General features: G+C 35.1%; 16 protein-coding genes and 2 riboswitches. Of the genes, 5 read left to right on the forward strand and 11 right to left on the reverse strand.

Annotation, left to right across the window (positions count from 1 at the left end):
- Nucleotides 1–25 precede the first annotated feature (25 nt).
- The 4 genes from BN349_RS11820 to BN349_RS11835 form a co-directional block, all read right to left on the reverse strand.
- Entirely contained in the window at nucleotides 26–1,381 is a 1,356-nt protein-coding gene (locus BN349_RS11820; protein ID WP_019242526.1) for a TrkH family potassium uptake protein, read from the reverse strand.
- A gap of 228 nt (nucleotides 1,382–1,609) precedes the next feature.
- Entirely contained in the window at nucleotides 1,610–2,167 is a 558-nt protein-coding gene (gene efp, locus BN349_RS11825; protein WP_019242527.1) for an elongation factor P, read from the reverse strand.
- A gap of 18 nt (nucleotides 2,168–2,185) precedes the next feature.
- On the reverse strand, nucleotides 2,186–3,247 hold the full coding sequence (locus BN349_RS11830; RefSeq protein WP_019242528.1) for a M24 family metallopeptidase: 1,062 nt from the start codon (nucleotides 3,245–3,247) through the stop codon (nucleotides 2,186–2,188).
- Between the two features lie 227 nt (nucleotides 3,248–3,474).
- Nucleotides 3,475–4,020 carry a YqhR family membrane protein gene (locus BN349_RS11835; RefSeq protein WP_019242529.1) on the reverse strand — a complete coding sequence of 182 codons (546 nt, stop codon included), beginning with the start codon at nucleotides 4,018–4,020 and terminating at the stop codon, nucleotides 3,475–3,477.
- Between the two features lie 252 nt (nucleotides 4,021–4,272).
- Between BN349_RS11835 and BN349_RS11840 the strand changes: the two genes are divergently transcribed.
- Both BN349_RS11840 and BN349_RS11845 read left to right on the forward strand, forming a co-directional pair.
- Nucleotides 4,273–5,229: a DUF1385 domain-containing protein gene (locus BN349_RS11840; RefSeq protein WP_019242530.1), complete on the forward strand. Its 957-nt coding sequence runs from the start codon at nucleotides 4,273–4,275 to the stop codon at nucleotides 5,227–5,229.
- Between the two features lie 129 nt (nucleotides 5,230–5,358).
- Nucleotides 5,359–5,727, forward strand: a complete 369-nt coding sequence (locus BN349_RS11845; protein WP_019242531.1) for an SA1362 family protein — start codon at nucleotides 5,359–5,361, stop codon at nucleotides 5,725–5,727.
- Nucleotides 5,728–5,790: 63 nt separating this feature from the next.
- Here the strand turns inward: BN349_RS11845 and BN349_RS11850 are convergent, their stop codons facing one another.
- The 4 genes from BN349_RS11850 to BN349_RS11865 form a co-directional block, all read right to left on the reverse strand.
- Complete coding sequence (locus tag BN349_RS11850) at nucleotides 5,791–6,672, reverse strand: patatin-like phospholipase family protein (protein WP_019242532.1); 882 nt, start codon at nucleotides 6,670–6,672, stop codon at nucleotides 5,791–5,793.
- A 481-nt stretch (nucleotides 6,673–7,153) separates the two neighbouring features.
- On the reverse strand, nucleotides 7,154–8,179 hold the full coding sequence (gene splB / locus BN349_RS11855) for a spore photoproduct lyase (RefSeq protein ID WP_026089290.1): 1,026 nt from the start codon (nucleotides 8,177–8,179) through the stop codon (nucleotides 7,154–7,156).
- A gap of 218 nt (nucleotides 8,180–8,397) precedes the next feature.
- On the reverse strand, nucleotides 8,398–10,956 hold the full coding sequence (locus BN349_RS11860; protein WP_019242534.1) for a vitamin B12-dependent ribonucleotide reductase: 2,559 nt from the start codon (nucleotides 10,954–10,956) through the stop codon (nucleotides 8,398–8,400).
- A gap of 577 nt (nucleotides 10,957–11,533) precedes the next feature.
- Nucleotides 11,534–12,370 carry a lipoate--protein ligase family protein gene (locus BN349_RS11865; protein ID WP_019242535.1) on the reverse strand — a complete coding sequence of 279 codons (837 nt, stop codon included), beginning with the start codon at nucleotides 12,368–12,370 and terminating at the stop codon, nucleotides 11,534–11,536.
- Between the two features lie 133 nt (nucleotides 12,371–12,503).
- On the opposite strand from BN349_RS11865, the gene BN349_RS11870 reads away from it, so the two are divergent.
- Nucleotides 12,504–12,920, forward strand: coding sequence for a rhodanese-like domain-containing protein (locus tag BN349_RS11870; RefSeq protein WP_051024244.1), 417 nt, complete (start codon nucleotides 12,504–12,506; stop codon nucleotides 12,918–12,920).
- A 90-nt stretch (nucleotides 12,921–13,010) separates the two neighbouring features.
- On the opposite strand, the gene gcvPB is transcribed toward BN349_RS11870, so the two are convergent.
- Genes gcvPB through gcvT form a run of 3 tightly spaced genes read right to left on the reverse strand, consistent with a single transcriptional unit; the run spans nucleotide 13,011 to nucleotide 16,935 of the window.
- Nucleotides 13,011–14,474: an aminomethyl-transferring glycine dehydrogenase subunit GcvPB gene (gcvPB, locus tag BN349_RS11875; RefSeq protein ID WP_019242537.1), complete on the reverse strand. Its 1,464-nt coding sequence runs from the start codon at nucleotides 14,472–14,474 to the stop codon at nucleotides 13,011–13,013.
- Nucleotides 14,467–15,816 (reverse strand): aminomethyl-transferring glycine dehydrogenase subunit GcvPA, encoded by a 1,350-nt coding sequence (gene gcvPA, locus BN349_RS11880; protein WP_019242538.1) that lies wholly within the window; start codon nucleotides 15,814–15,816, stop codon nucleotides 14,467–14,469. The genes gcvPB and gcvPA overlap by 8 nt, the downstream gene beginning before the upstream one ends.
- Before the next feature lie 18 nt (nucleotides 15,817–15,834).
- Entirely contained in the window at nucleotides 15,835–16,935 is a 1,101-nt protein-coding gene (gene gcvT / locus BN349_RS11885) for a glycine cleavage system aminomethyltransferase GcvT (protein WP_019242539.1), read from the reverse strand.
- Nucleotides 16,936–17,037: 102 nt separating this feature from the next.
- A riboswitch (glycine riboswitch) is annotated at nucleotides 17,038–17,114 on the reverse strand.
- Between the two features lie 3 nt (nucleotides 17,115–17,117).
- Nucleotides 17,118–17,210: riboswitch (glycine riboswitch) on the reverse strand.
- 236 nt (nucleotides 17,211–17,446) lie between these two features.
- Here gcvT and BN349_RS11890 point away from each other — a divergent pair.
- Nucleotides 17,447–19,120, forward strand: a complete 1,674-nt coding sequence (locus tag BN349_RS11890) for a DEAD/DEAH box helicase (RefSeq protein ID WP_019242540.1) — start codon at nucleotides 17,447–17,449, stop codon at nucleotides 19,118–19,120.
- The gene (locus BN349_RS11895; RefSeq protein ID WP_019242541.1) at nucleotides 19,107–19,901 is read left to right on the forward strand and encodes a YqhG family protein; all 795 of its coding nucleotides are present in this window, start codon (nucleotides 19,107–19,109) and stop codon (nucleotides 19,899–19,901) included. The genes BN349_RS11890 and BN349_RS11895 overlap by 14 nt, the downstream gene beginning before the upstream one ends.
- The last annotated feature ends 35 nt before the right edge of the window (nucleotides 19,902–19,936 follow it).

Below are 19,936 nucleotides of genomic sequence, written 5' to 3' on the forward strand. Positions count from 1 at the left end.
GTATTTCAGAACCTTTTTGTTTTAATTATCCGATTATAATTCGCTCTTCAGGATAACGATAATTCACTTTCTTTTCTTTTCCACCAATCATAAATAGGAATGTAACAATCCCTACACGTCCAATAAACATTAGAAGGATAATCACACATTTACCAAACGTACTTAAATCCGGTGTTATTCCCATAGACAACCCTGTAGTTCCAAAAGCTGAGCATACTTCGAAAATAATTTGTGTCAGAGTAAAGCTTTCAGATATGCTTAATGTTATGACGGCTGTGCAAGTAATAAAACAAGCCATTAATGTAACTGTTACTGCTTTTCTAATATCCTGCTCATGTAATTCTCTTTTAAATATTTTAATTCGCGTATTACCTCTTGCAAAATGATAAACAAACAAGCAATTTAAAACGAATGTCGTTGTCCGAATTCCTCCACCCACAGAGCTCGGAGAAGCCCCTATAAACATTAAACCACTCATTACTAAAAGAGTTGGTTCAGTAAATTGGCTTACATCCACTGTAGATAATCCACCACTTCGAGTAGAAACAGATTGGAAAAAAGCATAGAAAAAACCTTCATGCCAACTCTTTCCAGCGAAAAACGCTTTATATTCAAGCAGTATGATCACAATAGTTCCTACTATAATCAGAACAAAAAAAGTAACAGAAGTTAACTTAGCAAATAATGAAAAATGGAACTTTTTTTGTCCAGGTTTATGAGATAGAAAGTTTTTCACTTCAACTAATACTGGAAATCCAATTGCTCCCATTATTATCAATATTATATTGATAAACTGTACAAAATAATCTTTAGCATAAGGCATTAATGAAGCACCTGTTATGTCAAAACCTCCGTTTGTTGTGGCACTGATTGACATAAATAATCCATGCAAAAAAGCATCTGAAGGATTTGGAAAGTATCTTAATAAATAGAGCCCTAATATGATAGCTCCGATTGCCTCAATCGTTATGATAATGATTAATACCTGTCTTAATAGAATCACAAGACCTGAAAAACTGTATAAGTTTTGATCTTGCATTATTAATCTACGCTCTTTAAAACCTATTTTTCTCCGAAAAATAAGCCACATAAATGTACCAAGTGTCATAATGCCGATTCCTCCAACTTGGAGGACAAACATTAAAATAAAATTTCCAGTCACACTAAAGGTTTCAGAAATATTAACTGTTGTCAAACCTGTCACACTAACAGCACTTGCGGCAACAAATATGGCATCCATTAATGATAAATCTACACCTGGCTTAAGTGCTATTGGCAATTTCAATAAAGCTGTAGATACTGTAACTGCAAGAAAATAATACACTACTATTAATCGTGCAGGAGTCAGCTTACTGATTATGTCCTTGTTCATAGTCTGCATATGATAAACCCTTTCAAAAACTCTCAATTTCTTTATATGCTTTCACACATAATTTTCATCTTTTGAGTCAATATTCAACCTCTTTATTGTATTTGTTTTGAGTAAGTTTTGTCTATCGCTTCACAATAAATATTTATATTCTAAAATAAATAAAAAAACAGTGAATGAATTATACATTCATTCACTGTTTTAGACAATCCTTTACTCTATACAAAGAGCAGCTGGTTGTTATCCTCTCGATACATAAGATCCATCAGTCGTATTAATGACTAATTTATCACCTTGGTTAACAAAGAATGGCACTTGAACGATTAAACCAGTTTCAACAGTAGCAGGTTTTGTTCCACCAGATGCTGTATCTCCTTTAATACCAGGTTCAGTTTCAATTACTTCTAATGTAACTGAGTTTGGAAGCTCAACACCAATTGTTTCTGTTTGATAAGTCATGATATATACTTCCATATTTTCTTTTAAGAACTTCAATTCACGCTCAATTTGAGCAGAAGATAATTCGATTTGATCATATGTTTCATTATCCATGAATACATGTTGATCTCCACTTGCATATAAGTATTGCATTTTTCTATTTTCAATATGTGCTTTTGCTACTTTTTCACCCGCACGGAAAGTTTTTTCTTGAATAGCTCCTGTACGTAAGTTACGAAGTTTAGAACGAACAAAGGCAGCTCCTTTTCCTGGTTTTACGTGTTGGAAATCAATTACTTGCCAAATTCCGTTGTCTACCTCAATTGTTAATCCTGTTTTAAAATCGTTCACAGAAATCATTATGTTTCCTCCCAAAAATTACAGTATAATAAGTTGCTTCGGTGAATGTGTAAGAGCTTCATTTCCTTCATTCGTTATAATTGTATCATCTTCTATACGAACTCCGCCAAGACCAGGCACGTATATACCTGGTTCTACTGTAACAGCCATACCAGGCTCTAAGACGATATCACTCTTATATGATAATGCTGGCCCTTCATGTACTTCTAAACCTATTCCATGCCCAGTAGAATGTCCAAAATTAGGACCAAATCCGTTTTCTTCAATATAGTCTCGTGTTAACGCATCTGCTTCTTTACCTGTCATTCCCGGTTTAATTCCTGCCATACCACGTAATTGAGCTTCTAATACGATATTATAAATATTCTTCAGCTCATCACTTGGGTTTCCTACTGCCACAGTTCGCGTGATATCGGATACGTATCCATTATAATAAGCTCCGTAATCAAGTGTTACAAAATCACCTTTTTCAATGATTTTGTCACTGGCTACTCCATGTGGAAGTGCAGAACGATGACCCGAAGCAACAATGATATCGAATGAAGACGATGTAGCTCCTTGTTTTCTCATGAAGAACTCAAGTTCGTTAGAAACATCCAGCTCGGAAATTCCAGGGCGGATGAATCCAATAATATGTTCAAAAGCTGCATCTGCTATCTTCGCAGCTTCCTTTAATATCTTAATCTCTGGATTTGTCTTTATCAAGCGTAATTTCTCAACAACATTCGAAACAGGAACAAAATCACCACTGAATGCATTTTTGTAGTTAGTATACGTTGCGTATGTAAGTACATCTTGTTCAAAGGCTAACTTAGAAATTCCTAATAATTTAGCTTGGTAGGCAACCTCTTCATGAATAGCCTGTGTATGTTTAATAATTTCAAAATCCGGGCATTGTGCTGCTGCTTGCTCAGTATAACGAAAATCCGTAATAAATAACGCTTTAGACTGAGATATTAGAGCTACACCAGCTGTGCCAGTAAAGCCAGTTATATAACGTCTATTATATGGATTTGTTATTAGAATACCCTCTACTTGTAACTTATCTAAACTCTCACGTAATTTTTGTAACTTATCCATCTCTTTCTCCTCCTTTAGAATAATACCCAATGCATACCTTATTATTACACGCTTGTAAGAATGAAATCACTTCCCAATTTAGTCAACCAGACCATCTAGAATGAGAAAGCAATTCTACATTTTGTTCATTACAAATGTAATATTCATATATTTCTTTCAGTAAGAACATTTTATCATATTCTAAAGTTAACTCGCATTTTTTTTACGATGGTTGAGATATCTGATTTTTACGATTGAACTTCAGGCGACTGCTTATCAGCTTCTTTTCTACGTTGTGTTTCTTTTTCTTCAAATGAGATACTAACACCAATAAATACACCATATAAAATATATATGCAGATGGTCGTTATGATTGTGTTCATATCTAATTCACTAATCGTCTTCATATTCGGAAATAAAGGTATTAATGCAAAATGAACGAGAGCCCAAATCACAAGTCCAAAAAAAACTGCCAATAAAAGACCAGTCATTTTTCTTAAAATCACATAATATATGAAAGCAATAGCTATTGAGATTAGACTGCATAGAAGAATCGTAATAATAAAACCTAATACTCCACTAGCCCATTTATGTGTTTTCCAGAATGATAACAACATATTCGGTCCTATTTCACTAAAATGAAAATAATAGGCAAGCTGTGCGATAATACTCCAAAAAAGCCCTCCAATAAAACCCGTTACTACACAATTTGCAACTGGTGACATCGGTTTTTCTTTTTGATTTTGATCTAATTTTGAATCTTTCTGATCATCATTTGTATGCTGTTTTTCCACTATTCAACACCTCCATAAATAGTATGTCCTAATACTATTAGAAGTTTGCTAAAAAAATGAAGATGAATTTATTTTTTCTGAATGGAGTATTTATGTGGAGTCCTTTTCAATTTTTTTGTAAAATGAATTTATACACATAGCAGCTGCCTTTAATCATCCTTTCATTGTAAAGTTTAAGATATAAGGTTATATGAATGTCTCATAGCATGAAAGCTGAAAGTGAATCCAAACAGCATAGGTTGGTGTAATAAAATGGCAGAAGCTAAACCGATATACGGTGGACAGGCGGTAGTTGAAGGGGTCATGTTTGGCGGAAAAAAGAATACCGTAACTGCAATTCGCCGAAAAGATGGCTCGATTGAGTACTATCATGTACCAAGAAGTCCACAACCGATATTGTCATCTATCAAAAAAATTCCGTTCCTTCGAGGAATCGCAGCTCTTATTCAGGCTAGTGCAACTGGATCTAAACATTTAAATTTTTCTACTGAAAAATACGATCTTGATCCAGCTGAGGAAAGAGAGCAAGAACAAGAGATCGTTGAAGAAAATCCCGCATCCAAAGCAGGTATGATATTAAGTGTTGCGGTTATTGGTGTTCTTTCTTTTATCTTTGGAAAATTTATTTTTACTCTTGTACCTGTTTTTTTAGCCAATTTCACAAAGCCCATTATTTCTTCTGATATAGGGCAAATCATGATAGAAAGTGTCTTTAAGCTCCTTCTATTACTTTTATACATCTACTTTGTATCTATGACTCCTCTTATTAAAAGAGTGTTTCAATACCATGGTGCAGAGCATAAAGTAATTAATGCATACGAAAATAATCTAGAACTCACTGTTGAAAATGTGCAAGCCCAATCTCGCTTACATTATCGTTGTGGAAGTAGTTTTATTTTATTTACTGTTATTGTCGGATTGTTTGTTTATCTATTTGTCCCAACAGATCCTCTTTGGGTACGTGTACTAAACAGAATTGCCTTAATTCCAGTTGTTTTAGGAATTGCTTTTGAAGTTTTACAGATTACTAATAAAGTACGTAATGTACCTATTTTAAGATTCCTCGGCTATCCTGGACTTTGGTTACAACTATTAACCACTAAGGAGCCAAGTGATGATCAAGTTGAAGTGGCGATAGCATCCTTTGAAAGATTATTAATTTTAGAAAATGAAGAGAAAACAGGTTTAGAAAAAGAGGTTATAGTGTAAAACTAAATATAATAATTTTTATTTAGGATGAATTGTAACGTAAAGAGTACCAACAACAAGAACTCTTTACTTTCACTATTTTTAACGTTTACAATATTATTCATTGAAGATTATAAGGAGGTGGCCTTTATGAATCGTTCAAAGTCTTTTATTGTTTTATTAATTTTAATCAGTCTTGCTTTAGTTGGAGCAGGCACATCATTAATAAGCGATCCAAAAGGGTTTTTATCAACCATTTTAATTGCTATCATTATTTTTTGTGTAGTCCTATTCGTTTTTAATAAGCTGAGTGGTTCTCCCAATCAGAGTGCCTATAAAAAAGCCGCCAAGCAGTCTAAGAAGCTTATGCAAAAAAAACAAGGGGCTAAACCCAAAAAGGCAAATGTCATTCATTATTCTAATGCGAATTCAAAAAAGAATATCAAACATAGAAAAAGATCGGACGCACATTTAACGGTTATTGAAGGGAAAAAGGGTAAAAAGAAAAATCAGGCATAATAACCTGATTTTTTTTTGCGGACAAAAGATATCCTGCATTCTCGAATAGGGTAGCTTTTCAACTTAAAAACTCCACTGCTTTAAAAATTTCTTAGTAGTGTTTCTGCCTACCTCAATAAGTTCTAACTTCTTCTTTTCTGAAAGATAAAAATCAATACTAGATGTATTCTCAATAGGAATAAATATGATGTTCTTTTCTTGTTTTCTAGATATATAGCGATTATCGTGTGCATCTTTCATTGTTTCAAATAAAGCCCCAAACATGGAAATAGCATTTTTAATCTCTCGCGGTTGTATACCATATTTTTTGCCAGTTAGCTTGAGACCTAAAACAGGTCTTACTTTTTGAGCATTTTCGTTGTCGAATAACCACATTGGTAGATTACTTAAGACTCCACCGTCGACAATGTAGGTGGTCTCCGTATTGCATTTCATTTTTACTGGCTCAAAAAAATACGGAATACTACAGCTCATCCGAATCGCTTTAGCAACTGAAAATGTAGCAGGATTACAATTATATTTACTCAAATCATCGGGAAGAATGACTATTTCTCCATGGGTAACATCTGAGGCTACAACACGAAATGAGCCTTCTGGAAGATGAGAGAAGTTATGTATCCCTTTTGCAGCCAATTTTTCTCCCAGCCAACTTTCAAGATTATCACCTTTAAATAACCCCATTTTCCAATACAATAATAGCCATTTTGCAAACGGAATACGAACTCCCAATCTTTCATCTAATAATATTTCTGTATTTAATTCTAGCATCATCTTTTCAATTTCTTTCCCTGTATATCCTGCCATAATAAAGGCTGCAATAATAGAACCTGCACTTGTTCCTGCTGTTCTTTTAAACCTATAACCTTTTTCCTCCAAAATTTGATACGCCCCTATCAAGGCATACCCTTTTATTCCTCCACCCGAAAAAACACCATCGATGAGCATCATCGTCCCCCCCTCAAAAGGAAGTCTTTTTACATTTTTAAGCGCTTAGGAACGAATTTATTACTGAATGAGTTTGTCTTTTATAAAAAGGCTTTTTTCGCATACTTTATTACCACGGACAAGTAAGGAGTTTAGGAAGAACAGTATTTTCCTACAGATAGCTATCTACATTGCGCATTTTAGTTAAAAAGCCCCATAGAAATAAAACCATCTCAGATGCCGATATCAAATCAACTCTGAGATGGCTTTATTGGTGTAACCTCATTGTTTTTTACGTTGGGTGTTTTCGCATACTTTGTTGCCTATGAATAAGTATTGAATACAGGCTTCGTTTAAATTCCACTCCAGGATGCTCACTTTCCATTGGGCGGGCGCTGAGCATCCTTGGTACATAAATGCCCTATGGAATCTCACCTATCCAGCTGCTCCCGCAAGAGTCTCGCTCCTTATTTAAAAACAACAATCTTTTAGTAAACAACCTTTACGTAAAATACAGTATTTCTGCATCAGGGAAAAAATACTTAATAAAACTAGAAAGCGTTTCTTCTAAATCTGCCGCGTCCTCTTTTTGATAAATGTATTTTCCAATTCCATATTTTCCCCATTTATACTTTCTTTTTTCTTCGTCTAATTCTAATTTTGTTTTGGGATAATGCTTCTGAATCATTTTCTTTGCAGGTTTTGTAAAACGGTGCTGAATTAATTCAAAAGTTAAGTTGGAAATCTGAATGCCATTTAATGATTCCTTCAAACGTTCAAACAATTCATAATAACCATCCTTCCAATCTTGATGCATATAGATTGGAGCTACAATAAAGCCTAAAGGATATCCAGCATTTGCCACCTTTTTAGCAGCTTCCAATCTCTGATAAAAATTCGATGTACCTGGTTCAAAATTTTTTATGACGTATCTAGAATTAACGCTAAAACGAAAACGAGTGTGTCCATTATGCTTTGCATCGAGTAAATGGTCGACATGATGAAATTTTGTTACAAAACGTAATCTTCCAAATTCACGTGTCCCTATAAATTCAATGGCTTTCTTTAAGGAATGAGTTAAATGATCAATACCTACAATATCCGAAGTACATGCTGCCTCAAAACGCGTAATTTCAGGTTTTCGTTCATTCATATATTGATCTGCTTGATCAAATATCTCTTCTAAATTGACATAAGTACGAATATAAGGCTTGCTACCGAGAGTGGTTTGTAAATAACAATAATGACAGTGCCCCATACAACCAGTAGCTAGTGGAATAGCATATTCTGCAGAAGGCTTTGATGTATCAAATTTCAACGTTCTCCTAACACCAACAACCAATGTTGATTTAGCAGTTCGATATTTCTGTAAATCGGTTTCTCCAGGCAAATTTCGAATTTGATTATGAGATGTTGTTTCTTTCATTTCTATATTCATGCTTTCAAATTTTGCTTTTAATTCTCGACCAAGAGGATACTCAAGCGCTTGTGGTTCAATATAGACAAGTTGAGGGATAAAGGGTTTCAAAGTCATCACCCATTTCTTTTAAGATTTATTCTCCTCAACCATACGAGCCAACACTCAATAAAAAAGTTGGAAATTTTATTTCCGAATCCCTCTATTTGTTTCATTGAATGGACTAACTTAAGTGACTGCGTATATCATATTATGGTATTGAAGGTCGTTGCAGAAAAAAGAGCGTTCAATTTGAACGCTCTTTTCACCACCCATTATTTAATGTTTTTTTATAAACCACATTTCAGCTGTGCTCCACAATTTGTACATGTGTTACAGCCACCCATTTCTTGAACCTCACCTTTTCGACATACTGGACAAGTATTCCCCACTTCTGAACCAATCGTCACCTTTGTAGAACGTAATTCATTGATCGTATCAACTAATACAACCTTTGCCTGATCATCTTCGAGTTCAAAAGATTGTTGTTCAAAATGATTTTCTTCTGCTTTAAGAGTTAGAACTTGAGAATCGCGACTGCCATCGACGTATACTGTACCACCTTTTGCACCGCCTTTATATAATCGCTCATACACTTTTTCTACTTGTTCTACACTGTACCCTTTTGGTGCATTTACTGTTTTAGAGATCGAACTATCAATCCATCTTTGGATAATACATTGTACATCTGCATGTGCTTCTGGCGATAATTCCATAGCTGAAATGAACCAGGATGGTAAATCATTAGGTTTTGCCTCTGGATTTTGTTGTAAATATTCCTGTACAATATCAGCTTTCACTTCAATGAACTTACCTAAACGGCCACTTCTGAAATACGTAAAGGAGAAGTATGGTTCAAGACCTGTAGAAACACCTACCATTGTACCTGTACTTCCTGTTGGAGCTACGGTTAATAAATGTGAATTACGTATTCCGTACTTTTTAATGTCAGATTTTATACTAGAAGGCATTTTCTTCATAAAACCAGTTGAAACAAAATTTTCACGTAAGGTATTTGTTTCTTCATGATTTGGACCAACCAAGAAAGGAAAACTTCCTTTTTCTTTAGCTAGTTCAATTGAAGCCGCGTAAGCTGTAGTAGCAATTACCTCAAACACTTGATCAACTATCTGGTTTGCTTGTGCGCTTCCATAAGCTGCTTCGCAATAAATTAATAAATCGTGTAATCCCATTACACCTAATCCTACACGACGTTCACCTAAAGCTTGCTTTTTATTTTCCTCAAGAAAATATGGTGTTGCATCAATAACATTGTCTTGCATACGAACACCAACCTCTACCGTGCGTTTAAGCTTCGTATAATCAACTGTTTTCGTCTTTTTATTAACCATCATCGCTAAATTAATAGCAGCTAAATTACAAACAGAATATGGAGCTAAAGGTTGCTCTCCACATGGATTCGTTGCTACCACTTGTTGTCCATAAGCTTTCGCATTGGTCATATCATTCGCATTATCAATAAAGAAAATCCCAGGCTCTGCAGAATAAGTAGCACAAATATTGATTAAATTCCAAAGCTCTTTTGCTTTAATCGTACGGTATACTCTTACTTTATGTCCAAGCTTCTCCCATGCTCTAACATCACCGACATTTTTCCATTCTTCATTATAAATGTCCATTTCTTCTTTGCTATAGTTCTCGACATCTGGAAATTTCAATTCATAATCACTATCATTTTCAACAGCATCCATGAAATCCTTCGTTAAACAAACGGATATATTAGCACCTGTTAGAAATTCCGGGTTATGAACGCTGTATGTTCCACCTGTTAGAAGTTTTTCCTCTGCTTCACGAATATTTTGTTCATTAAATCCACCTAAACCTGGTATATTTTTATAGTTTACAACCCCTTGATACATTGTTCTTTCTTGTTCAGTTAAAGGTGTAAACTTTAGCTTTTCATTAGCATATTTTTTAATCGTTTCATCGTTTGTATTTTCCATTAAATATCGTAAGATACGTGGATTTTGCATTTTAGAAATAATAAATTCGACAATATCAGGATGCCAATCAGCGAGCATAATCATTTGCGCACCACGTCTTGAACCACCTTGTTCAACTAAATGAGTCAGCTTAGCTATATCATCTAACCAAGATACTGAACCTGAAGATTTCCCATTCACACCCTTTGCTAGTGTATTTCTTGGACGTAGAGTTGATCCGTTCGTTCCTACTCCACCTCCACGACTCATGATTTCCATAACTTGCTTTCTATGCTCAGATATCCCATCACGAGAATCTGCTACAAACGGCATAACATAGCAATTAAAATACGTTACATCTGTATTAGATCCTGCTCCGTACAATACTCTTCCAGCTGGTACGAAATTTAAACTAGATAACTCTTCATAAAATTTTTCAAACCATTCTTTGCGCTTCTCTTCAGTTGTTTCGACTGCAGCTAATCCCGTTGCATTTCTTTTAGCAATTTGCTCATAAAATATCTCAAGTGGCTTTTCCATAACATCTAATGATCGATTGACGATACCTGATTCTATTTCTTCTGGCTTATCCAAAGCTCCTCTAAATTCGTCTTCAACCTGAACCCTAGCTTTCTTCTGTTGCCAGTCAATGCTCACAATATGTCCTAAACCTCGTGCCGGGAATTTCGGATCTTCTTTTATTGTTAAAACAACAAAATCGCCCTCAGATAAAGTAATTTTTTCCGTATCTTTAAATGAATATCGATCGATCATAACAAGACGAGAGACTCCTTGATGAGTCAGCTTCATATCGGCTGTTATAGGATGAACTTGTGGAAATAGTTTGATATCCTGATTTAACCTCTTGATATTTTGCTTCATGGTTTCTAAAATCGCAACAGACATTGTTACCTCTCCTTTTTCACTACCATAAAATATATAATTACACATAATTGCTGAGTTTATTAAAGTATAATTAAATTTATCACATTGTCTCTTTAAATACAATATATTGAGTTCTCCATAATTATACATATCAATATATAGTGTTTTTGTAGAAATAAAAACAATTTTGTCAAACGTGAAAAAGGTCGAAAAAACGAGATAAGTATAGAATTTTTATCATTTTTCGTTTTTTCTAACTTTATTTCAAAATTTTTTAGAGTTGCATTTTTTTATTTTAAGACGAACCCTTTACTTTATTGGATTATTCCTTTTTCACAAAAAATGAAATAAAAAATATTTTTCTTTACTTTTTGCAATTTGGTGACATTGAACAATAAAAGCATTAGCGCTTGATTACCCCCGGCCAAACATAAGACAAGCTGGCTAGAAGGTTGCTCTTTGAGCTTCTGACGGATTGGCTCATGACCTCGAGGGCTTAGGTGAAGGAGCTAGACTTCAACATTTTCTAAAGCAAACGATCCATAGGTCAAAATTTTATCATTTCCTAAACAACAAAAAAGCGATGACGGATAACCGTTCATCGCATAAAATTCCATTCGTCACTTTCATATTTTTCTTTACTTAATTTTAGTATATCATTTTGTTGACCTTCTGAAAGCTGATAATCTTGTAACGTAACACCCAAACCTTCTGAAAATCCTTTTTTAAAGGCTACTTTTGCTTCTTCAAGAGTAATGATTCGATCAGAAAGATCGTTAATCGCTACTGCTTTGTTTTTAAAGCTTTCAAACATTCTTTCTTTCAAACGTTCATTTTTAAATAGAAATAAATCAAATAGTTTTTCACTTTCTAAATCTAGCAAAATCGAGCCATGTTGCAATATGACACCTTTTTGCCTTGTTTGAGCACTTCCCGCTACCTTTCTACCTTCAACAACTAACTCATACCAACTTGGTGCATCGAAACAAATCGAAGATTTAGGATCTTTCAGTTTATTTCTATCTTCTTCTGTTTCAGGTACAGCAAAGTATGCATTAAAATCGAGGTTTTGAAATCCCTTTAATATCCCTTCAGAAATAACACGATATGCTTCAGTTACATTCTTCGGCATGTTTTTATGATCTTCCGTAACTATAACACTATAAGTTAGCTCATGCTCATGTAAGACAGCTCTGCCTCCAGTAGCTCTACGGACAAATCCTAATCCTGATTCTTTTACTTTATGTATATTTATTTCCTTTTCAGCTTTTTGGAAGTAACCAATTGAGAGTGTAGCAGGATTCCATCCATAAAATCGAATAACAGGTGGAATTTTCCCCTCACTATGCCATTGTAAAAGCATCTCATCCATTGCCATATTATAACCTGGTGAACAATTGCCAGAATCAATAAACGCCCAAGTCTCTTGCACCATATTTGTAAACCACCCTTATCAAATAATCTTTATAAGAATAACAAAAAAGTATATGTTAGACAAAGAATTGTTTTTAAATCAACGGATTGTGAAATTTCTTTGATATTATATGAAGACAATATTATAATAAATAATGATTGTATCGTTTTTTAGGGTGAGAGGAGTTTTAATATTGCTAGGATATTTACTTGTACTATTAGTAGCTATTATTGTGTACACTCTTTATAATTTGTGGGCGACAAAAAGAGCTGTAAAAACGTTAACTCAAGAAGAATTTATTGAAGGATACCGTAAGGCTCAACTAATCGATGTTCGCGAACCAAATGAATTTGAAGGTGGACACATCCTTGGGGCAAGAAACATTCCAATGTCTCAAATGAAAACACGTTTAAAAGAAATACGTCCAGATAAACCTGTATATTTATACTGCCAAAGTGGACTTCGTAGTGGTCGTGCTGCTCAACTGCTTTATAAAAAGGGCTATAGACAACTATTCCATTTAAAAGGCGGATTTAAACAATGGACTGGTAAAATTAAAAGAAAACAATAATTTACAATTATACAAGGAAGGGCTGTCACCTAATGGGACAGCCCTTCCTTATATTTTCGAGGCATGATTTGTTCTCATCAGTCTCGTTTTCTATTTTTCCTTCGTATATCTAAGAATAGGCTTACGAGCTGCCATTGTTTCATCCAATCGTTTAATAACAGTCGTGTGAGGTGCCTCCAATACAATATCTGGAGTTTCTTCTGCTTCTTTAGCAATTTGTATCATTGTATTAATAAATCCATCTAACGTTTCCTTACTTTCTGTTTCAGTAGGCTCAATCATCATACATTCCTCTACATTCAACGGGAAATAAGTAGTCGGTGGATGATATCCAAAATCAAGCAGTCGTTTTGCGATATCTAAAGTACGAACACCTAATTTCTTTTGACGTCTGCCACTAAGAACGAATTCATGCTTACAATGACGATCATATGGTAAATCAAAATAAGGTGCTAATTTTCTCATCATATAGTTCGCATTTAATACAGCATATTCCGTTACGGCTTTTAACCCATCTGGCCCCATAGAACGAATATACGTATAGGCACGAACATTTATACCAAAGTTACCGTAAAACGGTTTAACACGTCCAATAGAAAGTGGACGATTATAGTCCAAGTTATATAAATCATTTTCTTTAACAATAACTGGGGCAGGAAGGAATGGAATTAACTCTTTCTTCACACCAACAGGACCTGACCCAGGACCCCCACCACCATGAGGACCTGTAAACGTTTTGTGTAAATTTAAATGTACAACGTCAAAGCCCATATCTCCTGGACGAGCTTTAGATAATACAGCATTCAAATTCGCTCCATCATAATACAGCTTTCCACCTGCATCATGAACGATTTCTGCCATTTCTAAAATATGCTCTTCAAATAAACCAAGCGTATTTGGATTTGTAAGCATCAAGGCTGCTGTATCCTTACCAACCACTCGTCTTAAATCTTCAAGATCGACCAACCCTTGGTCATTCGATTTAACTGTCACTGTTTCAAAACCTGCCACCGTAGCAGAAGCAGGGTTAGTTCCATGAGCTGAATCTGGTACAATAACTTTTGTACGCTCTGTATCACCGTTTTGCTCATGATAGGCACGAATCATCATTAATCCTGTCCATTCACCATGAGCACCGGCAGCAGGCTGTAAAGTCACTTCATCCATTCCCGTAATCTCTTTCAATGACTCTTGAAGATCGAATAACAGCTCTAACGCACCTTGAACAGTTTCCACATCTTGTAATGGATGAATATGAGCAAAGCCATTAAATCGGGCCACATTTTCATTTATCTTTGGATTATATTTCATTGTACAAGATCCTAACGGATAAAAACCTGAATCAACACCATGATTTCTTTTGGATAAGGCAGTATAGTGACGCATAATATCAAGTTCAGAAACTTCAGGTAGGTCGGCTGCTTCATTACGAATGAACTCAGATGGAATAAGCTCTTCAATGTTTACTGCCTCAACGTCCATCTCTGGCAAGCTATAACCAATACGTCCTTCTGTGCTACATTCAAATATTAATGGTTGATTTTGCTTATTCATGGCGATCCCCCAATTCTTTAACGAAAGCATCGATTTCTTCTTTAGTTCGTAATTCTGTAACTGCAACAAGCATATGGTCTTTCAGTTCAGGATACGTATTACCTAAATGGTATCCTCCAATTATTCGTGACGCTAAAAGTTTTTGATTACACTCCTCATAGGAACTTGGAAGTTTAATAACGAACTCGTTGAAAGATGGACCATCAAAAACAGTTTCAATCCCTGCTGCTTGTAATGCTTTTTTAGCATAGTGAGCTTTCTGGATATTTTGAACAGCCATTTCTTTCACGCCTGTTTTCCCTAAAGCTGTCATCGCTACTGAAGCCGCCAAAGCATTAAGCGCCTGATTCGAACATATATTAGATGTTGCCTTATCACGACGAATATGCTGTTCGCGAGCTTGAAGTGTTAAAACAAAACCTCTTTGCCCATCTTCGTCTACTGTTTGACCTACTAGACGTCCTGGTACTTTTCTCATCAATTTACTTGTAACAGCAAAATAACCGCAATGTGGTCCACCGAATGCTGTTGGAATTCCAAATGGTTGTGCATCCCCAACAACAATATCTGCTCCTAATCTTCCTGGAGGTGTCAATGCTCCTAATGAAAGAGGGTTACTAGATACAATAAGCATTCCTTTTTTTTCATGAACGATTTTTTCGATTTCAACTAAATTTTCAATGCGACCAAAGAAGTTTGGATATTGAACAATTACACCCGCCACTTCATCACTCATTTCATTTTGAAGAGCTTGTAAATCAGTAACACCATCAGCATAAGGTATTTCTACGACTTCGATATACTGACCTTTTGCATAAGTTCTCACTACATCGCGATATTCAGGATGAACTGCTGTTGAGATTAATATTTTCTTTCTTTTGCTATTTCCACAGCTTAACATCGCAGCTTCAGCTAGAGCTGTCCCTCCATCATACATAGATGAGTTGGCAACGTCCATTCCAGTAAGTTCACAAATCATTGTTTGGAATTCAAAGATAGCCTGCAATTCACCTTGAGAAATTTCAGGTTGGTATGGTGTATAAGCAGTATAAAATTCCGAACGTGATAAAACATGATCAACAATAATCGGGGCATAGTGATCATATACACCTGCGCCAAGGAAGGAAGCATATGATTTAGAATCAACGTTTTTAGATGCTAATGTACTCAGTTCTTTTGTTAATGCTGATTCTGACTTAGCCTTTTTGATATTATACTCCCCTTTAAAGCGTATACTTTCAGGAATATCATTAAATAAATCATCAATCTTTGAAACACCAATTGCTTCTAGCATTTGTTTTTGATCATTCTCTGTCATTGGCAAATAACGATGCTTTAACATAATTCAACCTTCTCTCTATTATTTTCTAGGTCTTTTATAAAAAGGTGTATTGACGACTTTTGCTTGCACCTTTTTCGTACGAATTTCTACTTGAACAGCCGTATCGAGATCAGAATATTCCTTTTTGATTAGGACATAACCTACATTTTTCTTTAAGGTCGGAGATTGTGTTCCTGTTGTCACTTCTCCAACGCATTCATCATTTACGTAGACAGGATATCCATGACGTGGTATGCCTCTATCGATCATTTCAATCCCTACTAATTTGCAAGGAGCTCCATTTTCTTTTTGATCTTTCAATACTTCTTTCCCAAGAAAATCTGCTTCAATATCTGTTTTCACAGCAAATCCTATACCTGCTTCAATCGGTGTTATATCAGCTGATAATTCTTGACCATACAATGGTAAACCAGCTTCAAAGCGTAACGTATCGCGAGCACCTAAGCCTATTGGAAGAACTTCATCAAATTGTAAAAGCGTTTTCCAAATCGTTGTAACTCCCTTACGATCGCAATAAATCTCGAATCCATCCTCACCCGTATAACCAGTTCTTGAAATAAGTGCCTTTACACCGCATACCTTAACATCTTCTTTAAAAGAAAAGAATTTAATTTCTGCTAAGTCTGTATTTTCAGTTAACTTTTGTAATACTTCTTGAGCAAGAGGACCTTGAAGTGCCAATTGAGCAATCTCATTAGATAGATTTTCTAGAGCTACATCAAAGTTTGTACTATGTTTGCATAGCCATTCGAAATCTTTTTCAATATTAGCCGCGTTCACTACTAATAAATAATTTTCGTCTGTTTTTTTGTAAACTAAAATATCATCTACGGTTCCACCATTTTCATAACAAAGAGCCGTATACTGAGCTTTTCCAGCTGTTAACTTGGTAACATCGTTTGTTATCATATATTGCAAATAAGCTGTGCTATCTTTCCCTGTTACAATTATTTCACCCATATGAGAAACATCAAACACCCCTGCTTTTGTTCTTACAGCCTCGTGCTCTTCCTTAATACTTGAAAACTGTACCGGCAAATCCCAACCACCAAAATCAATCGTTTTCGCACCATAATCTTTGTACACTTCGAATAAAGGTGTTCTCTTTAACTCCGTCATTACAAACCTCCTAAATTTCAATTGATTTCATTTTGCCATTATAAGACTATCTCTCTTAAAAGACAGAAAAAAGGACAGAGAAGCCCCATAATCTTGGGCTATCTCTGTCCTTTTTACCTGAGAGTTTACCTATACTTTAGGCTGTCCCCTTTGGTGGTTCTAATGAACACTCTCCAGAGTTGCGTCCAGCAAGAGTTCTTTTGCCTGAGAGATTCACAGATTATTACTGCTTGCTCCTTCGGCGCTGTATACACAGTCTCTCCCCTTACCTTCATTCGCTTATATTTATTTGTTAATTGGTCATACTAAGAAAAGTAATTTACTTGTCTTCTCAGATAATTTGTTACCAATCATTTTCTTGACATTGTTAAAATGAAAAATTCCTTATTTTACTATCATCCTACCATTAAACAGTAAATTATCGCAATTATTTTCTTATTTTTTTCTCTGAAAACTTACATTTTTTATTTTTTTCTTAAAAACGTTCGTCTTTTTCAAGGAGGCTTTACATATGAAAATCAAAGTAAATTGGGATTCTACGTGGGAAGATGGCTTTTTAAAACGCCTAGAGGAAGACGGACCATGGAGTAGCTGGGATTTATATAAATTATCCCTTCAAGCCGAACAATCTATTCAAGTGCCTGACTTTGAGGGATTACAAGCCCCTAAACATCTACATCATTTAAAGCCACTTCCCCATCAGCTCGAAGTTGCTAAACAAGTTGTAGAAAACATGAATGGAAAAGCCATTTTAGCTGATGAAGTTGGACTTGGAAAAACAATTGAAGCTGGGCTCATTTTAAAAGAATATATGATTCGTGGACTTGTAAAAAAAGTGCTCATACTTGTACCAGCCTCTCTAGTTTCACAATGGGCTTATGAATTAAACAGTAAATTTTTTATTCCAGCTGTTGTTCAAAGAAAAAGCTACGTCTGGGATTCCTGCGATGTTATTGTTTCATCTATCGATACGGCTAAACGTTCACCACATCGTGAAATTATTTATAATCAACATTATGATTTAATCATCGTTGATGAAGCACACAAATTAAAAAATAACCGTACCAAAAACTATGAATTTATCCAAAATCTAAAAAAGAAATTTTGCTTATTGCTAACTGCTACACCTATTCAAAATAAGGTAGATGAAATATTTCATCTCGTTTCTCTTTTAAAACCTGGTCATCTAGGGAACTCCTCCCTTTTCACCCAAAAATACAAAGGAAAAGGTAGACAAATATATGAAGATGAGCATTTAAAAGAACTAGTTAATAAAGTGATGATCCGAAATCGGAGAAATGAAACTGGGATTGAATGGACTAAACGAAAAGTTGAAACCATTGTTATTTCTTCAACTAAGGAAGAACGAGATTTATATGAAGCTGTCACCAACTGTCGATTATCAGAGACAGCTGTTAGTGGCTTTTCAACCTTAACATTGCAAAGAGAAGCTTGCAGCAGTAGAGAAGCTGTCTATTATACGCTACAAAATATGTTAAAGAAAAAAGAGCAGCCAAGCGAAAATTTCATGCAGGCTATTCAATTGATAACAGAAAAAATCAATGCCGTTACTAGTAATTCCAAAGCAGAAAAAGCCCTTCAAATTATAAAAGAAAGTCATGACAAAGTCATCATCTTCACAGAATATAGAGCGACTCAATTGTATTTACAATGGTTTCTTAAACAACATGGCATTTCCTCTGTCCCGTTTCGTGGTGGGTTTAAACGCGGTAAGAAAGATTGGATGAGGGAATTATTCCAAAATCACGCCCAAGTACTCATTGCGACAGAAGCAGGTGGAGAAGGAATCAATTTACAATTTTGCAATACGATAATTAACTTCGACCTTCCTTGGAATCCTATGAGACTTGAACAACGAATCGGTAGGGTCCATCGACTAGGGCAAGAAAAAGATGTTATTATCTATAATTTCGCAACAGAAGGAACGGTTGAAGATCACATTTTACATCTTCTCTACGAAAAAATTCATCTTTTCGAAAAAGTTATTGGTGAGTTAGATGATATTCTAACCAAATTAGATATTGGTAATCTTGAAGAGTACTTAGCTGATGTAATGACGAACTCAAGAAGCGAAGGGGAAATGAAAATTAAGATGGAAAACCTTTCGTCAATCATTTCACTTGCACAAGAAGTAAAGGAGCGTGACCAACGTGCAGCAACATGAAATTCAGCAGTTTTTACTACATTACTTTAGGGCAAATGGAGCAGAGGTAATCGAAAACACGCCAACTTACTTAATCGTAAAGCTTACGGTAGCTTTGGATAAAACCTTAATGAATCGCCCATTTTATTGGCATTATTTAGAGAAAGTAGGAGGTGAACCAAATCCAGCTACACTAACTCTTATTACGGATCCTACAAATGTACCAGATACCATTAAAGGAGAAATCATTCACTTTGGTTCACCAAGATTACATCAAATCTTTCAATCAACAAATCAGTTAGCAGGTTATATACGCTTATATGAAAATCATAATCATAGGGAGCAGACACAAATTCCATTGCATCCATGGTTATCTGCAAATATTAAGGTATCTTATGTTTGTGATCGAAAAAAAGATTTACTATTTTCTCTAGGTCTACATTTACTCACTGGTAGAATTGTTGAAAATTTTCATCATCAGATGCTAAATTTATCACTATCACCACGAATACCTGATTTTTCTTTTACTCTTTCACCAATCATCATGCCTAAAAGTGGCATTAATCGTTTAGATTTATACGTTAGAACTCGATTACAAGATGATGACCATGGATGGGCTGAAAGGGCGACAGCGAAATGGAATGAGGATGTTTTATTACTTGAGCAATTCTACGAAGATCAAGAGGAAAAAGGAGAAAGCTATTTACTAGAAAAACAAGCTCTACAAGAGCAATATGAACCTAATATTAATATCAGTATCATTAATGGTGGGATGTTTTACCTAAACCAACAAGCATTATAACTGAATTTATTAAAAAACAACCTAAAGAAAGAGGC

It is taken from the genome of Bacillus sp. AP8 (assembly GCF_000321185.1).
Lineage (GTDB): Bacteria > Bacillota > Bacilli > Bacillales > DSM-1321 > Bacillus_AD > Bacillus_AD massilioanorexius.

Coding starts and splice junctions, on each gene's coding strand:
- gcvPA (WP_019242538.1), bottom strand. CDS start 15,816: ATGTTAAAGCATCGTTATTTGCCAATGACAGAGAATGATCAAAAACAA.
- gcvT (WP_019242539.1), bottom strand. CDS start 16,935: ATGACGGAGTTAAAGAGAACACCTTTATTCGAAGTGTACAAAGATTAT.
- BN349_RS11870 (WP_051024244.1), top strand. CDS start 12,504: ATGATTGTATCGTTTTTTAGGGTGAGAGGAGTTTTAATATTGCTAGGA.
- gcvPB (WP_019242537.1), bottom strand. CDS start 14,474: ATGAATAAGCAAAATCAACCATTAATATTTGAATGTAGCACAGAAGGA.
- BN349_RS11830 (WP_019242528.1), bottom strand. CDS start 3,247: ATGGATAAGTTACAAAAATTACGTGAGAGTTTAGATAAGTTACAAGTA.
- BN349_RS11865 (WP_019242535.1), bottom strand. CDS start 12,370: ATGGTGCAAGAGACTTGGGCGTTTATTGATTCTGGCAATTGTTCACCA.
- BN349_RS11860 (WP_019242534.1), bottom strand. CDS start 10,956: ATGTCTGTTGCGATTTTAGAAACCATGAAGCAAAATATCAAGAGGTTA.
- efp (WP_019242527.1), bottom strand. CDS start 2,167: ATGATTTCTGTGAACGATTTTAAAACAGGATTAACAATTGAGGTAGAC.
- BN349_RS11845 (WP_019242531.1), top strand. CDS start 5,359: ATGAATCGTTCAAAGTCTTTTATTGTTTTATTAATTTTAATCAGTCTT.
- BN349_RS11820 (WP_019242526.1), bottom strand. CDS start 1,381: ATGCAGACTATGAACAAGGACATAATCAGTAAGCTGACTCCTGCACGA.
- BN349_RS11850 (WP_019242532.1), bottom strand. CDS start 6,672: ATGCTCATCGATGGTGTTTTTTCGGGTGGAGGAATAAAAGGGTATGCC.
- BN349_RS11890 (WP_019242540.1), top strand. CDS start 17,447: ATGAAAATCAAAGTAAATTGGGATTCTACGTGGGAAGATGGCTTTTTA.
- BN349_RS11840 (WP_019242530.1), top strand. CDS start 4,273: ATGGCAGAAGCTAAACCGATATACGGTGGACAGGCGGTAGTTGAAGGG.